Source organism: Algoriphagus sp. (genome assembly GCF_039969895.1).
Lineage (GTDB): Bacteria > Bacteroidota > Bacteroidia > Cytophagales > Cyclobacteriaceae > Algoriphagus.
Window position 1 is genome coordinate 270,109 of record NZ_JBDVMZ010000026.1, and the last position, 15,696, is coordinate 285,804.

The following is a 15,696-nucleotide window of genomic DNA, read 5'->3' on the forward strand; positions in this document are numbered from 1 at the left end:
GTTGATTGGTCTTTTGACACCTGATTTTTCACTTTTACACGAGCGTCATTTACCTTAAATCTATAAGTGTAACATTTGTCACCTCGATTGGAAGGTGTCACTACTACTTTTGTGAGATACATTTGAAACTATTGTAATGGAAATTATCGTACTCGTGGGCTACGCTGCTGCAGTTATCATTGGTGTTAGTTTAGGGCTTATTGGTGGTGGAGGTTCTATTTTGACAGTGCCTGTGCTTGTTTATATTTTAGGTATTGACCCTGTTTTGGCTACGGCTTATTCACTTTTTGTCGTGGGAAGCACCTCGCTGGTAGGTTCTTTCACTTATATGAAAAAGCAATTGGTCGATTATAAAACTGCTTTAGTATTTGCGATTCCTTCGTTCATCGCGGTTTTTCTAACCCGAAAATTCATCGTCCCGGCGTTGCCTGATCCTCTGTTGGTACTTGGTGAACTCGAAATCACCAAGAGTATAGGTATCATGATTTTCTTTGCCCTGATTATGCTTGCTGCTTCCTATTCTATGATCAATGGAAATGGGAAAAGTAATTCAGATGAAGAAAGTAAAGTTCAGTTTAATATTCCATTGATTGCGCTGGAAGGAATAGTTGTTGGTTTGATTACCGGGGTAGTAGGAGCGGGCGGTGGATTTTTGATTATTCCTGCACTGGTATTGCTCGCTAAGCTACCTATGAAAATGGCAGTGGGAACTTCACTTTTGATAATTGCGGCCAAATCCCTTATTGGATTTCTAGGTGATGTATCTAATCAGACAATCGACTGGAAAATGCTCTTGATTTTCACAAGTTTGTCGATTATTGGGATTTTTATAGGTAGTTCTCTTTCTAAAAAAATCAATGAGCAGGCACTTAAGAAAGGCTTTGGATGGTTTGTGTTGATTATGGGGTTTTATATAATTGGAAAAGAACTGATGACCTTGTAATGTGTTAGCTAGATTGGTTTTTAGTAGAAATCACAGTGAAAACTTTCCAAAGTTATTTTCAAGCTTAATTTCTTCTTCACACCGAACTTGGGAAGTTTAATTGAACAGTAATTAAATTTGGGAACAGATGAGAAAGCGGATATTTATACTTAAAAAATAGAATTCTTGATAAATCCAGTTGGCTGCTTGACTCCGTATTTGAGTCAAATCAACTAACTCTACCAATGAAAAAATCAAGAATTTTTCCCGCACTTCTTGCCAGCACTATGATATCACTGGCGTTCTTCTCATGTGACGATAACGAGGATATGAATCCTGGTATGGAAATACCCGGTATGGCTCCCGAAGTCAGTTTTACTGCCTTGTCTTCTGATAATAAGCTTTTAATCTATGAAGCGCGTAACTTGTCTATGCCAACTAGCTCAATGGACATTACGGGCTTGGGATCAGGAGAAATGATCGTTTCGATAGATTATCGTCCTGCCACTGGGCAGTTATACGCCCTCAGTTCCATGAGTCGCTTGTATCACATCAATGAAAATTCTGGGGTAGCAACTGCTTTAGGCACAACGTCATTTTCCCCTGCTGTGCTAGGTGAAAATGCCTCCTTGGATTTTAACCCAACAGTAGATAGAATACGATTAGTCACTGAGTCTGGGCAAAATCTTCGACTTCATCCTGAATTAGGTACAGTAGTAGCTACGGATGGGTCTATTAATGGCGGCATGAATCCTAGAATTGGTGCTGTGGCTTATTCTAATAGTTTCTCTGGTACCACTTCTACTACGCTTTTTGATATAGACTTTGCGCAAGACAAACTCTATAAGCAAGTTCCTCCCAACGACGGTGGCTTGGAAGAAGTGGGGAGTTTGGGTGTTGACTTTGAAGGAATAGGAGATATGGATCTAAATCCTGACAATTCTATCGCGCTAGCAGTAAACAGAAAAGAAGGGGAGTCCAGACTTTATACCATAGATCTTGCGTCAGGAAAAGCCATGTGGATAGGCACTTTTGCGAAGCCAGTAATCAGCTTGGCTTTCAAAACCAATCCTATCGCCTATGCTACAGATTCAAGCAATAAACTATATAGATTTGACCCAACTGACCCAAGCCCAATCTCAGTAGATATGGTAGGTCTGAAAGCTGGTGAAATGATTACAGGTCTGGACTTTCGTCCGGTCAACGGTCAGCTTCTGGCAGTTTCTAATATGAGCCAGCTATACAGCGTCAATCCTTCTAGTGGTGCTCTAACTGCTATTGGTAGCCCCTTAATGCCGGCAGCGATGGGTTCGTTTATAGGTTTTGACTTTAATCCTACTGTGGATAGAATCCGTCTAATCACAGAAACTGGCCAAAATCTAAGACTACACCCTGACTTGGGAACAGTCGTTGCCGTTGATGGTAGTCTGAATCCCGGATCACCAATGGCTAGTGGAGCAGCTTACACCAAGAATTTTGCTGGAACTACTTCAACCGCACTTTTCGTGGTAGATGCTCAAAACGACATGCTTTACCAAGTTTCACCACCAAACGACGGGGTATTAGTACCGATTGGTTCAATGGGAATCAACCTGACAGACAATAATGGTTTCGATATTGGAGGAACCTCTGATATGGCGTACGGCGTGTTTACAGTTGGAGGTGCGGCTGGTGTCTATTCGATAAACTTAATGACGGGAGCAGCTTCCAAAGTATCTAACTTAAATTTCACACCTACTTCTATGGCTCTAGGCTTAGGTTTTTGATCAATCAGCAGACAGCCTTATCAACCTAAGCAAAGTTTTAGAAGCATAAAAAAATAGCTAGTGCAGAGTTTTAGGCTCTGTGCTAGCTATTTTTTTTGGATAATCTGATCAAAATTACCCTCTATACACCATTATGTACCAAGTCAGCCATATTGCCAAGGGCAGATAGTAGCTAATGATTACTGCCACTGTGCATTCTCCAAAAGGCCTTCTGCTGATCATGTGAAATCCATATACCCAGACTATTCCGTAGATAATCTCGAAGATATTCATGGTTGCGAGCGCATAATGATATTGAGCGGCGACATTTTCAGCTCCGATCAGGGAAAGTAGAGAAAGCGCCCTGTATTCATCTATTTCGTTATATGTAACGCCAGTCTGAGGAGAAATATAGACTAGCAAGCGGATTAATTCTGGGAAAACAAACACCAGTTCAGCAATAAGGGCAAATTGCCATAGTTCCTTATAAGGCACTTTGTACCCAATCAAAAACGCCCCCAACCAAAATAGAAAGGCAATCACAGTGAACTTCCAAAGCAAAGCAAAAGGCGTCCAGAGGTAATTCAGGGCGTTGAAAATATGAAAAATCATGAAGTCACCTCTTGCTTCCAGATTGTCATAATCTGGAATAGCTTCAAGAATCAGCGTATTTGTGAGGTAGCGTATGAATAGGAATAAAAAAACAAGTACTAAAAAATAAATCCGCTTATCGAAATCTATTAGTTCTTTCAGACGTTGTCCTTCTGGGGTTAAAGTTTTAGCCATTATATGATGAATCTGAGCCAAATCTAAAATTTTGTTTGGAAATACCTCTAATTTTAAAGTCTAATAAGAAAGAAATATATGTTGGCACGAGTTGCACTAATTCTTAGTATTTGGTTGGTAGGGCATGGTCTTGCTCTGGCTCAAAGCATGGAAGTAGATTCTATGCTATTTGCTCCGTCTAAATATCTTTTGCTGGATAGGGGACTCCAGTTTAGGATTACTAAGTCAATTAATAGCATGTACAACTTTGATTTCCCAAGTGCCGAGAGGGACTATGCTGTACTTGCTATCCAATACCCCAACCATCCGTTGCCGGAGTTTTTGGTGGCATTGGGCTACTGGTGGCGTATAGAAGTAGATGTGACTAATGAAAAGTACGATGCGACTTTTGTCAAATACCTGGACAGGTCAATCGCCAAAGCGCAAGCGATGTTCGACGAAGATGAGACTAATAAAGAGGCTGCTTTCTTTCTAGCCGCTGGGTATGGTTTTCAATCTCGTCTCTATTCCGAAAGGAAAAGCTGGACTAAAGCAGCATTTGCTGGGAAAAATGCCTTGAAATACATGAATTTGAGTAGGGGCGAGGAGGAGTTTAATCCTGAGTTACTGCTCGGAGATGCGCTTTTCAACTATTTCTCAGAATGGATTCCAGAAAATTACCCACTATTGAGGCCAGTAATGGCACTTTTCCCGAAGGGCAACAAGGAGCTAGGTCTTCAGCAATTAGAGCAGGTAGCCAACAATGCTTTTTACACACGGGTAGAAGCTCAATATTTCTTGTTTAGACTCTATGCTTCTGAGGAAAAAGAGCCCTTCAAAGCTTTGCAGATCTCAGAATATTTGCATTCAAAATACCCCAACAATCCCTATTTCCATAGGTCCTATGCTCGTCATCTCTACACAGTAGGACGCTGGACTGAAGCTGTGCAGCAATCCCATGAGATACTTGCCCGCATCGACAATAAAATGCCCGGATACGAATCTAATAGTGGAAGATATGCGGCTTTTTACATCGCTCAGTTTAACGATAGAATGGGGGATAAAACCGATGCAAAAAAATATTACCTTAAAACACTATCCTTTGGCGAAGAGTCAGAGTCTCAGGAAAGTGGGTACTACCTCTATTCTCTAGTACAATTAGGGAAAATAGCTACTAAAGAAAATAATAAGTCTTTGGCGAAAAAGTATTTTAAAGAAGTCAAGAAATATGCAAAGCGAAAACACCCCGCTCATCAGGAAGCTAGGGATTTTATCAAAAAGAATAAACTTTAACTATAAAATCGATGTTTTTTGCCTAATTAACAGGAGAAAATTTGAATTTTTCGAATGAGGCAAGGGAATTTGAAAGGAATGCTCTTGTTTTCACTTAGAAATATTAAGAAAATTTTGAATTTACTCTTTAAAATTCTGATGAATGGTTTAAAACAATCATCAATTATATTAACTTTGCACCATATAAAATTTTGTAAATGCAAGAGATCATGGATCATAGCTTAAGAATAAAATTCGATAAAATCGATAGAAAGATTCTGGAAATCCTTCAGGCTAATGCCAAAATCACCAACGCTCAACTTTCAAAAGATATAGGGCTTTCTCCTGCTCCAACTTTGGAACGAGTGAAGAAATTAGAGCAATCAGGAATCATCAAGAGTTATCATGCTAAGCTTGATCCTGAAAAGATCGGTTTGGGTGTGAGCACTTTCGTGTTGGTAAGTTTGATCGGTCACAATAAAGGCAATATTGACGCCTTTATGCGTGAGATAAATGTAATCCAAGAGGTGATAGAATGTCACCACATTACAGGTACTGGTGATTTTATCCTGAAAATCATCGCAAAAGATATTACGTCTTACCAAAGCTTGATGCTAGAGAAAGTATCTGAAATCAAAGAAGTAGATTCCATGCAATCCATGGTTATTTTATCTACTTTCAAGGATTCTAAAGTAATGCCTATCCCGGCTTAATCAGCCCTAAAATGTTATCAAGGGTGGCGTGAGTCACCCTTTTTTTTTGAGTAAATGGAAAAAAATCCCTGGAAAACAACGACCATCAGCCCGATTTACGAGAATCCATGGATTGCTGTAGAAGAGCATAAAGTGATCAACCCCGCCGGAAATGACGGGATCTATGGCAAGGTTCACTTCAAAAACAGAGCAATGGCTATCCTTCCGATAGACAAGGATCTCAATACTTGGCTCATAGGACAATACCGCTATCCACTCGATGAATATTCTTGGGAGATTCCCATGGGTGGTGGACCTCTTGATGAAGATTTATTGGTCAGTGCCAAGCGAGAGCTTAAAGAAGAAACTGGGCTGCTAGCAGGCAAATGGACTGAGATTATGAAAATACATACCTCTAATTCAGTGACTGATGAAGTTGGCTATGTCTATATGGCTGAGGAACTGACTCAGGGTGAAACTGAATTTGAAGAAACGGAAGTCTTGAAAATTGCGAAATTACCCTTCGTTGAGGTTTTGAAGATGGTTATGAATGGCCAAATCACCGATGGAATCAGTGTAGCTGCGATTCTCAAAGCTGCTAGAATATTAAACTTGTAAAATGACGATCAAAGATCATATCAAAATCACCTTTACGCTGGCTTTTCCAGTAGTCTTAAGTCAATTAGGACAAGTGCTAGTTGGTGTAGCTGATAGTATGATGGTGGGTCAGACCGGAGCAGTTCCTTTAGCAGCTGCATCCTTGGGCAACAGCATATTTTTTGTGATTCTTATGTTTGGGATGGGAATTTCAATGGGAATTACACCATTGGTGTCTGCTGCAGAAGGAAAAGGGAAAGTCAAGAGAATTGGCCATCTTTTTCAGCATGGGTTATGGATCAACATCACTACAGCCATCCTTCTAACGATTGTAGTGATCGGCTTGTCTCAGGGTTTACACTTTCTGGATCAGCCTGATGAAGTGGTGATCCTTACCATACCGTACTTGTATATAATCACTGCATCCCTGCTACCATTTATGATTTTTCAATCCTTCAAGCAGTTTGCCGAAGGACTTTCACAGACTAAGCAGGCGATGTATGTGACTATTTTTTGCAACATCATCAACGTGTTGCTAAACTGGGTGCTCATCTATGGTAATCTAGGTTTTCCGGAAATGGGCTTGAACGGTGCAGGTTGGGCTACTTTGATTTCGCGGATTCTAATGCCGATAATGATGGGACTCTACATGCTGCGTTCCAAAAGATACCATGTCTTTAATCTGAAATTAGGACTGGGAAAACTGAGATTTTTACTCCTGAATAGGATTTTGAAGATTGGAGTTCCTACAGGCTTCCAATACATTTTTGAAGTGAGTGCTTTTAGTACCGCTGCCATCATGATGGGCTGGATTGGAGTAAATGCCCTTGCTTCACATCAGATCGCAATCAACCTCGCCTCAGTGAGTTACATGATGGTATCTGGACTGAGCACCGCAGGCATGATCCGAGTAAGTAATCAGATCGGTCGAGGTAATTTTAAAAGCATGAGAGAAGCCGGAATGGTGGTATTTGGGATGACTCTTGCCTTCATGACTGTCACAGGATTACTTTTTATTCTGATGAGGTTCTATCTTCCTACCCTCTATATCGACAACGAAGAGGTGATAGCGCTGTCTGCATCTTTATTGATTATTGCAGGGCTATTCCAACTATCCGACGGAATCCAAGTGGCTGGTCTAGGTGTATTGAGAGGCATGGAGGATGTGAAATTCCCTACGGTGATCACCTTGGTAGCTTATTGGGTTCTGGGACTTCCACTCGGATATTTCCTGGCTTTTGAGATGGGACTAGCAGAAATGGGGATTTGGTATGGGTTGCTTATAGGATTGACCGTGACAGCTATCGTGCTATTCGTCCGCTTTCACAAGCTGAGTAAAAGAATGATAGCAAGTAATAAACCGACTGTCACCGAGTAGTTCGCAGCAATCAGATTCTTGCATTCAGTTTCTAATTTTATTTTTACCTTCCAGCCTAACCCACTATAGTTATGCTGAAGAAGTTGTGTTTCGTATTTTCTTTATTTCTGATTTCTAATCTGAGTACTGCCCAAGATGTGGCCGTCCTCACGCAGCGAGAGCAAGCTGAGATCATTGACCAATGGCTAGAGTACCGCATTGAAAATCTCCTGCCAAAGTTGATGACCGAGACGGGATTTGATATGTGGGTGGTGATTTCTAGAGAATACAACGAAGATCCGGTGATCCGAACCCTCCTGCCGGCTACTTGGCATGCAGCCAGGAGAAGGACGATTCTGGTAATGTATCAGCCTACGGCAAATGCACCTGTAGAAACGTATGCGGTAGCCAGATACGATGTAGGGAAATCCTTCAAGAGAGCATGGGATCCCGAAAAACAGCCAGATCAATGGAAGGCCCTCATGGAGTTGATCGCCTCCAAAAACCCTAAGAAAATAGGCTTGAACTACGCCAAAGACTATGGACATGCGGATGGCTTGACTACGAACGAGCACCAGATGTTTTTAGAATATCTTCCTCAAAACCTCCAGCCTAATGTCACCTCTGCCCAAACCCTCGCCGTAAGATGGTTAGAGACTCGAACTGAACCTGAAATGGCAACTTACAAGCACATTCAGGAAATAGCTCATTCCATTATCAGCGAGGGTTTTTCTAAGGCGGTTATTACCCCGGGTGTGACTACCACAGAGGATGTGGTCTGGTGGTACAGAGAGCGCATCAAAGAATTGAAACTGGATACGTGGTTTCATCCTTCGGTGGACATTCAACGTCCAGATCCCGCAAATAATGAGCAGAACAGGAATTTCGCAACCAAGTCTCCAGACTCTGTGATTTTACCTGGCGACTTGCTCCATGTGGATTTTGGGATCACCTACCTCAGGCTGAATACAGACACGCAGGAAATGGCCTACGTGTTGAAAGCTGGCGAAACGGAAGTTCCAAGCTATTTACAGGAAGCGTTCAAGCAAGGCAATAGAGTTCAGGATATATTGACTGAAAATTATGTGCCTGGCCGTACAGGCAATGAAATCCTTCGAGCTTCTCGCAAATTGTTAGAGGAAGAAAATCTTCGCGGCACCATTTATACGCATCCGCTTGGTTTCTACGGTCACTCTGCTGGACCTACTATCGGCATGTGGGACAACCAAGGCGATACTCCAGGGGCGGGGGATTTTCCACTTCATGCTATGACAGGGTACGCTATTGAGTTAAATGCAGTGGTTTTTGTAAAGGAGTGGAACAAAGATGTGCGTATTATGCTGGAGGAAGGTGCTTTATTTGATGGGGAAAAAGTGACTTATTATAACGGAAGGCAAAAATCCATTTTGGCTATTCCTAGAGGCGGCACACACCTTGGGTACTGATAAATTTCCACAGACCTAGCTGAGTGATCCATCAATAATCCCCGTTAATCTGCGGGGATTTTTCATGTCAAACAAACCCTTTTTTTCGCAGATCTTTACAGAGAAAGTCGCTGATCCTCGTGCAATAAATTATAAATCTGTGTGAATCTGAACCTTTTATTCCCGTGAATCTGTGGGAAATCCTCTCAGAAAAAGCAACCATACAAAAGCCAATCCTGCAAAACCAGCGCTTGTTAAAAACACCATACGGAAGTTTTCAGCACTATTTGCAAATAGAAAACCAGATAGAAGTGCACCTATACCTATGCCCGCTTCCAAAAAAATATACATGGTAGCCAATGCCCGACCACGAAATTGATCCAAAGAAAGATCCACAACCCAGGCAGATGTGGTCGGACTATACATTCCCACAGCACATCCGAATAGCACTCCAGAACCTAGAAGTGCAAATTTGGTTTCCGAAAAAGCAATCAAAACCATAGCTAAAACCAAGGTAGCACTGGCAGCACGCATAACAGGAACTCTTCCATAGCGGTCAGAAGTTCGCCCAGCTAAAAGGCGAATCCCTAAGGAAGAAAGAGTAAAAACCCCAAAGAACAATCCCTTATTTTCTATCCCCAAATGGCTGGAGAAATCCGGTATAATCGTTAGTACCACCCCAAAGGAAAAACAACAGAGAAAAAGTACCCCCGAAGGTATCAACACTCGTTTTTCCAAGATCTCATGCCTTTTCAACTGCAGCATTTTCCAGGTAATACGCTGCTTATCAGGCAATGTTTCCTTCAATTTGAATAGGATAAGTATAGAAAAAATGGAAGTGAAAGCTGAGACATAGAACACCGTGTCAATAGAAACCCAAGTTGCTAGCCATCCACCCAAAGCCGGTCCAGCCGCCATTCCCATCGAACCGAATAACGAAAACAAGCCCATCGCTTCGCCTCTTTTCTGGTAAGGAACAATATCTGCTACGTAGGCCGATGCACCGGTAGGGGTGAAGCCCGTAGAGAATCCGTTGGCAAACCTCAGAAATAGAAAGCCACCCACAAAACTCAGAAGGGGATATAATATACCCACCACAAAGCAAACTCCTGCACCAAACATCATCACAGGAATCCGTCCGATTTTATCCGCCAACTTACCACTAAAAGGCCTGGAAAGTCCCGCCGATAAGGTGAACAAAGCAATTATCAACCCCTTGTAATCTTCGCCACCCAGCGAAGTCAAATAATCCGGAAGCTCCGGAATTATCATATTGAAGGAGGCGAAAAACAGAAATGAGCTCAGGCAGAGCAGAGAAAAGTCAACCGTAAAAAAGGAGGGAAGGAATCGCATGAGTTTGGCGAAAGTAGGGAAGAAGCAGCAAAACGTCTTGGTGAAGATGAAAGTATTTTATCCCGAACGCTGATGAAAAAAGGAAAAAGGATTGAAGAGACAAAAACCAAGACCTAACTGGATAAACGGCATACTGAGGGTGGCATAACCAGTTCGTGGTCGATCAAGGAATAGTTACAGATTTACTTTTATCAATTTTCCCCTAAGTATCCCGAAAGGATCGAACCATCGATAGCCCAGAATGCACCCCCGTGTTCTGAAATATAATTGAGAATATCTCGACGGTGAAGCTGTAGAAGTGTTTGGGATTTGTTTTTTATGCGTCCTAGGTTCCATGCGGTTCAAAGATCCCCGCCTTGCTATACCCAACCGCTTTCTTTTCTATTGAACTCTACGCAGCCACAGCACAGAATCTCTATTCAAAATAGTAGCCCCGAGTTAAAACCCGGGGCTACAAAATTATCGCACCGTTGGAGCCGTCGCTGATAAATTATTGAAAGTTTTGTTAAGTGGTTCCAGCTTTTTGTTGACCCTATGATGTGATTTACAAACGCAATGAGCTTTTAACGCAGGGCTTCAACGTTACTCCGGCTTACGCCATCATCTCCTTTTAGTAGATTCTAAATTTTATCTACCCAGCCTGCTCTTACCCAACTTCTAAAACCTACTATTAATTATCACTATTCGCTTGCTCCTCGCTTTGCGCTAGCAGGAATGCTTTCATAAAGTCATTCAGACCACCATCCAGAACATGTTGGGTGTCGGAGGTCTCATGGCCTGTACGGTTGTCTTTCACCAGTTTGTAAGGATGAAGTACGTAGTTTCGGATCTGAGAACCGAAGTCCACACGCATTTTAGAAGATTCGATTTTGGCGATTTCTGCATTTCGCTTTTCCAACTCCATCTGATACAATCTAGACTTAAGCATTTGCATGGCCTTTTCTCGGTTGGCTAGCTGAGAACGCTCGATCTGACATACTACCACTATACCCGTAGGTTTGTGAGTCAGCTGAACTTTGGTCTCCACCTTGTTGACATTTTGCCCACCGGCACCTCCTGATCGGGAAGTGTGGAGCTCGATGTCGGCCGGGTTGATGTCGATTTCTATCGTGTCATCCACCTCTGGGTAGGCATAGACCGAGGCAAAGGAAGTGTGTCTTCTTCCACCCGAATCAAAGGGAGAAATCCGCACTAAGCGGTGCACGCCTGTCTCAGACTTGAGAAATCCGTAAGCAAGTGGTCCTTCAAATTCTAAAGTACAGGATTTGATACCTGCCACTTCACCTTGTTGCACGTCCACTTCACGGACTTTGTAGCCGTTTTTCTCACCCCACATGATGTACATCCGCATGAGGATAGAGGCCCAGTCGTTGCTCTCTGTTCCGCCGGCACCAGGATTGATTTCCAGCACGGCATTGAGTTGATCCTCCTCAGAGGAGAGCATTTTCTTGAGCTCCAGCTCCTGTACTGCGGCTTCAGCTTTGATGTACTCGGCTTTGATTTCCTCTTCAGATACTTCATCAGCACTGTAGAATTCATACAGTACTTCGAGGTCTTCGATGATCTTGTTGAGATCTTCAAAAGAGCCAGTCCAAGCTTTGCGGGCCTGTATTTGTTTCATTGATTTTTCTGCCTCTTCTGGATTGTTCCAAAAATCAGGCTGGGCCGATACGGCCTCTAGGTCTTCTATCTCTGCTTTCTTACGATCGTAGTCAAAGATACCTCCTCAAAGCCGATGTGCGGGCTTTCAAGTCTTTCAGTTGTTCTGAAGTCATCTGTCTAGGTTAAAATTTAAGCTGCGAAAGTCCGAAAAAATATCTGTTTATGCCAGTAATCTGCGATTAATCCATACGCATTTGGATAAGTTGAATCTTATTTCGGCCGGAATTCTTGAATGTTTTATAGCGCAAAGGGATCAGAGCCAAACTTGTTCCTATCAAAATCCCCGATGCCAGACCTACCCCGCTACTGATGGAGAATTCTTGATCGTGGTAGATGCTATTGATGGATTCTGCGCCAATTAAGATGACGCCCGCGCCCATGGTTAGGACGGTCAGTGCACGCAGGGTACTGTTTCTTCGATCCTTGTCCCTAATGTCTATTGCTGTAATGGACTCTGGGGAAAGGATGTTTTCTGAGAGGTAAATGTAGTTTTGATCTATTTTCTGGATTACATCCGTCACATAGTAATCTATTTTGGTGCTTTTATAGGTGATTTCTTCGCCAGGGTAGAAACGGATTTGAGACTTCTGCTTAGTTCCTCTTTTCAGTAAAACAAAATCAGTTCCTTGCCCAAAGAGTGCATGTGATCCTAGGAAGATCAGAAGAAGCAGTACTAGATTTTTCATTGGGCTAAATAACAGTAAAATGCGGAAAATACCACTGGAAATTGAATGGAAATGTTGTTAAAAACTCAATGAAGTAGTCTTTTAGACTTTTTAAACTCTTCAAATTAGCTCAAGGTTTAAACAAAAGTTTTTTATTTGCGATAAATTTGTCTGAAATAGAATTTTTCACTTACATTTGACCTAACCAATACCGAAGCCATGTTTTCTAAAGCCTGCGAATACGGAATCAAAGCCATCATCTACATCGCCTCTCAATCTATGCAAGGGAGAAGAGTGAAGATAGGAGAGGTGGTGGAGCATATAGATTCTCCAGAGGCGTTCACGGCCAAGATCGTGGGAGCATTGGTCAAAGAGAACATCGTCCAATCTGTGACAGGGCCTTACGGAGGCTTTTACATAGACCGGCATCGCATGGATCAAATCATGATGATTGATATAGTCAGCGCCATCGATGGAGATTCCATCTTCAACGGATGTGGACTAGGGCTGAAAGAATGTGATGATGAACAGCCTTGTCCTATGCATAACAAATTTGTTCAGATCAGAGCTGACTTGAAAAGCATGCTGAATTCTACTTCTATTCTGGAATTGGCTCAAGGGCTAGAGACAGGTAAGTCCACCTTGATGCGATTATAGAGCGTTAAAAAAATTTGCTTCTATTTAAGATAAAATTGTCATAAATAAACCTCCTTCGTTTTGAATTATGTCACTCGTCAAAAATCCCATTGCCCTGATGTCCACCTTCCTTTGGGTAGGATTTGTATGTGCGATAAGTTTCATGGAAGCTTGGCTGAAGTTCAAAGCTCCGGGGATTACCATTCCCTTAGGATTGGGAATAGGCAGGTTGGTTTTTGGGGCATTGAACAAGGTGGAGTGGGTCTTTGCACTGGCCATTTTGATCAGCGGCATTATGGGAAGAGAAAATTGGCTCAAGTTACTGAACCTAGCCTATTTCATACCCTTGCTGATTTTACTACTTCAGACCTTCTGGCTACTTCCAGCGTTGGATGCGCGGGCAGAAATCATCATCCACATCCATGATCTAAAACCTTCTAATCATCATCTCTACTATGTGATAATGGAAGTAATAAAAGTATTCACCCTTACACTATTCGGAATTTTACACTTCAAAACTTTAAAATCATGAGTCTTACAAAACAAGCAATCATCGGAGAATTAGTAGCACAGGATTACCGTTTTGCTACCGTATTTCAAAAAAACAAAATCGATTTCTGCTGCCAAGGCAATAGAACGATCGAAGAAGCCTGTGACAAAAAGAATGTCAGCAGTGAGGCTTTACTTAATGAATTGGCTGAGGCTGTTCAAACTAACAATGGATCTGGCACAGACTTCAATTCCTGGCCTTTGGATTTGCTGGCTACCTATATTGAGAAAAAGCACCACACATACGTAGAAAAAAGAATTACGGAAATCAAGCCTTTGCTCGCTAAAATTGTGAAGGTACACGGTGCTGAGCATCCAGAATTGTTGGAAGTAGAGGAACTGTTCATAGGTTCGGCAGGCGAACTGACGGCTCACATGAAAAAGGAGGAGTTTGTGCTGTTTCCTTTCGTGAAAAAATTGGTAGCAGCTTCGGAAGGAAATTCGGAGGTAGCGCCGGGGCATTTTGGAACCGTAGCAAATCCCGTGGCTATGATGATGGAAGAGCATGCCGCAGAGGGCGAGCGATTCAGAAAAATAGCCGAGCTTACGAATGATTACACGCCTCCAGTAGGAGCATGCACTACCTACATGGTTACTTTCGCACTCTTGAAGGAATTTGAACAGGACCTACACCTTCATATTCACTTGGAGAATAATATCTTGTTTCCAAAAGCTATTGAATTAGAAAAATCCCTAATCTATGCCTAATCAGCCGATTAAAAGACAAAAGGAACTACAGCCTTTAAGCCGTGATCATCATCACGGCTTATTGTTCTGCTGGAAGATCCGTTCTGGAGTGAAGCGAGGCAAAGCTGTGAGCCGTTTGAAAGCACACGCATCCTGGTTTTGGAATACCCATTTGATCCCTCATTTTGAGGAGGAGGAAAGAGTTGTGTTTCCGATTTTGGGTAGTGAAAATGAATTGGTGCAACAGGCACTGGCTGAACATTCAGAATTGGAAAAGCTATTTTCTCAAGAGGAGATGGACTACGAGTTTTTGAATTACCTCCAAGTTGCGGTAGAAAAACATATTCGCTTTGAAGAGCGCATACTTTTCAATCATATCCAGGAAATAGCAGACGCTGATCAGCTCGCAGCTGTATCAAGACACAATTCGGAGGCGAAGGATGTCCCGGAATGGGAGGATGACTATTGGAATTGGCAGAAGGCGGAAACCACTCAGCCAACTGATAATTTTTCTCCTCAGCAGGAATAGGTACGAGGTGGGTATTTCGGTGAACTCCAGTAAATTTTCAACCTTTTTGAGTCGAGTTCGTAGGTGTACTAGATCAAATGAGTAGCAAAACTTTCCGTTTTTAGCTAGATTTGGTTACGAGAAAAAAAACATCCCTTGAATTTACAGGCGCTACATAGTTTGATTGGTATTTTCCCTGCAGCTTCAGCTGACAGACCAGAACTGTGTTTCCTTTGCAGAAAGAATAAAGCCTTTATTCATTAGCCCTCAGTGATCTGTAGCATTACGTAGGAAGGGCAATTTTTCCAGACTCTTCTTGTTTTCACCCGACCTTAGCTGGTTCGGATCCACCTTTATACTTTAAAATCTTATGAAACCGATACTCACCAAAACCGACTACAATACTATTAAGGACTTGATTCTCAATACTCCCTCACATCTGATCACTAAGGAGATTTCTCTCTTGGCGAAGGAAATAGAATTAGCAAAAAAAGTCCCTGATGCTAAAATTGAACCGCAGGTAATCCGAATCAATTCATTTTTTGAAGTTCAGGATGTAGCTACTGGAAAGCTTTTGAATTTCCAGCTGACTCTACCGAAGTTTGGCAACTTGGCGGAAAAGAAACTTTCCGTTTTGTCACCTTTAGGCGTGGCACTGATAGGATTTCAGGAAGGTATGGAAATCGAATGGAATTTGCCGGCGGGATTGAAAAAGTTCAAGATACTCAAGGTTCAGACTGAAGTTCCTGCGAACTAAAATAAAAAGGCTGTCTTATTAGTAACTGAACTTGTCAACTTAGCGGAGTCCGAGCCATTTGCAGCGAATGCAGTGGCATTTCGATTTTGAAACTCTTGTTTCTCA

The 15,696-nt window shown here is 42.2% G+C and carries 16 protein-coding genes; 12 read left to right on the forward strand and 4 right to left on the reverse strand.

The window, feature by feature from the left end; genetic code table 11:
- The first annotated feature begins 136 nt into the window (after positions 1-136).
- Positions 137-943, forward strand: coding sequence for a sulfite exporter TauE/SafE family protein (locus tag ABJH64_RS19410; RefSeq protein ID WP_348273836.1), 807 nt, complete (start codon positions 137-139; stop codon positions 941-943).
- A 224-nt stretch (positions 944-1,167) separates the two neighbouring features.
- Positions 1,168-2,688, forward strand: a complete 1,521-nt coding sequence (locus tag ABJH64_RS19415) for a DUF4394 domain-containing protein (RefSeq protein WP_348273837.1) — start codon at positions 1,168-1,170, stop codon at positions 2,686-2,688.
- Positions 2,689-2,802: 114 nt separating this feature from the next.
- On the opposite strand, the gene ABJH64_RS19420 is transcribed toward ABJH64_RS19415, so the two are convergent.
- On the reverse strand, positions 2,803-3,453 hold the full coding sequence (locus tag ABJH64_RS19420) for a sulfate ABC transporter permease (RefSeq protein WP_348273838.1): 651 nt from the start codon (positions 3,451-3,453) through the stop codon (positions 2,803-2,805).
- Positions 3,454-3,531: 78 nt separating this feature from the next.
- Here ABJH64_RS19420 and ABJH64_RS19425 point away from each other — a divergent pair, with 78 nt between their 5' ends.
- The 5 genes from ABJH64_RS19425 (at position 3,532) to ABJH64_RS19445 (ending at position 8,795) form a co-directional block, all read left to right on the forward strand.
- The gene (locus ABJH64_RS19425) at positions 3,532-4,725 is read left to right on the forward strand and encodes a tol-pal system protein YbgF (protein ID WP_348273839.1); all 1,194 of its coding nucleotides are present in this window, start codon (positions 3,532-3,534) and stop codon (positions 4,723-4,725) included.
- Positions 4,726-4,934: 209 nt separating this feature from the next.
- On the forward strand, positions 4,935-5,417 hold the full coding sequence (locus ABJH64_RS19430; RefSeq protein WP_348273840.1) for an Lrp/AsnC family transcriptional regulator: 483 nt from the start codon (positions 4,935-4,937) through the stop codon (positions 5,415-5,417).
- Between the two features lie 54 nt (positions 5,418-5,471).
- Positions 5,472-6,014, forward strand: a complete 543-nt coding sequence (locus ABJH64_RS19435) for an NUDIX hydrolase (protein WP_348273841.1) — start codon at positions 5,472-5,474, stop codon at positions 6,012-6,014.
- Position 6,015: 1 nt separating this feature from the next.
- Positions 6,016-7,371, forward strand: coding sequence for an MATE family efflux transporter (locus tag ABJH64_RS19440; RefSeq protein WP_348273842.1), 1,356 nt, complete (start codon positions 6,016-6,018; stop codon positions 7,369-7,371).
- Between the two features lie 71 nt (positions 7,372-7,442).
- Positions 7,443-8,795 carry a M24 family metallopeptidase gene (locus tag ABJH64_RS19445; protein ID WP_348273843.1) on the forward strand — a complete coding sequence of 451 codons (1,353 nt, stop codon included), beginning with the start codon at positions 7,443-7,445 and terminating at the stop codon, positions 8,793-8,795.
- 156 nt (positions 8,796-8,951) lie between these two features.
- Here ABJH64_RS19445 and ABJH64_RS19450 read toward each other — a convergent pair whose 3' ends face one another.
- From ABJH64_RS19450 to ABJH64_RS19460, 3 genes are all read right to left on the reverse strand, one after another.
- Positions 8,952-10,127 carry an MFS transporter gene (locus tag ABJH64_RS19450; RefSeq protein ID WP_348273844.1) on the reverse strand — a complete coding sequence of 392 codons (1,176 nt, stop codon included), beginning with the start codon at positions 10,125-10,127 and terminating at the stop codon, positions 8,952-8,954.
- Positions 10,128-10,797: 670 nt separating this feature from the next.
- Positions 10,798-11,902, reverse strand: a protein-coding gene (gene prfB, locus ABJH64_RS19455) for a peptide chain release factor 2 (protein WP_348273845.1) whose coding sequence is annotated in 2 segments (ribosomal slippage) — positions 10,798-11,841 and positions 11,843-11,902 — 1,104 coding nt in all. Because the reading frame shifts where the segments join, the coding sequence is not laid out codon by codon here.
- Between the two features lie 66 nt (positions 11,903-11,968).
- Positions 11,969-12,475, reverse strand: a complete 507-nt coding sequence (locus ABJH64_RS19460; protein ID WP_348273846.1) for a hypothetical protein — start codon at positions 12,473-12,475, stop codon at positions 11,969-11,971.
- A 198-nt stretch (positions 12,476-12,673) separates the two neighbouring features.
- Here ABJH64_RS19460 and ABJH64_RS19465 point away from each other — a divergent pair, with 198 nt between their 5' ends.
- From ABJH64_RS19465 to ABJH64_RS19485, 5 genes are all read left to right on the forward strand, one after another.
- On the forward strand, positions 12,674-13,111 hold the full coding sequence (locus tag ABJH64_RS19465) for an Rrf2 family transcriptional regulator (RefSeq protein ID WP_348299065.1): 438 nt from the start codon (positions 12,674-12,676) through the stop codon (positions 13,109-13,111).
- Between the two features lie 67 nt (positions 13,112-13,178).
- On the forward strand, positions 13,179-13,622 hold the full coding sequence (locus tag ABJH64_RS19470) for a hypothetical protein (RefSeq protein ID WP_348273848.1): 444 nt from the start codon (positions 13,179-13,181) through the stop codon (positions 13,620-13,622).
- The gene (gene ric / locus ABJH64_RS19475) at positions 13,619-14,347 is read left to right on the forward strand and encodes an iron-sulfur cluster repair di-iron protein (protein WP_348273849.1); all 729 of its coding nucleotides are present in this window, start codon (positions 13,619-13,621) and stop codon (positions 14,345-14,347) included. The genes ABJH64_RS19470 and ric overlap by 4 nt, the downstream gene beginning before the upstream one ends.
- Positions 14,340-14,855, forward strand: coding sequence for a hemerythrin domain-containing protein (locus ABJH64_RS19480; protein WP_348273850.1), 516 nt, complete (start codon positions 14,340-14,342; stop codon positions 14,853-14,855). Before ric ends, ABJH64_RS19480 begins: the two co-directional genes overlap by 8 nt.
- Positions 14,856-15,204: 349 nt before the next feature.
- Complete coding sequence (locus ABJH64_RS19485) at positions 15,205-15,591, forward strand: GreA/GreB family elongation factor (RefSeq protein ID WP_348273851.1); 387 nt, start codon at positions 15,205-15,207, stop codon at positions 15,589-15,591.
- Positions 15,592-15,696: the final 105 nt, after the last annotated feature.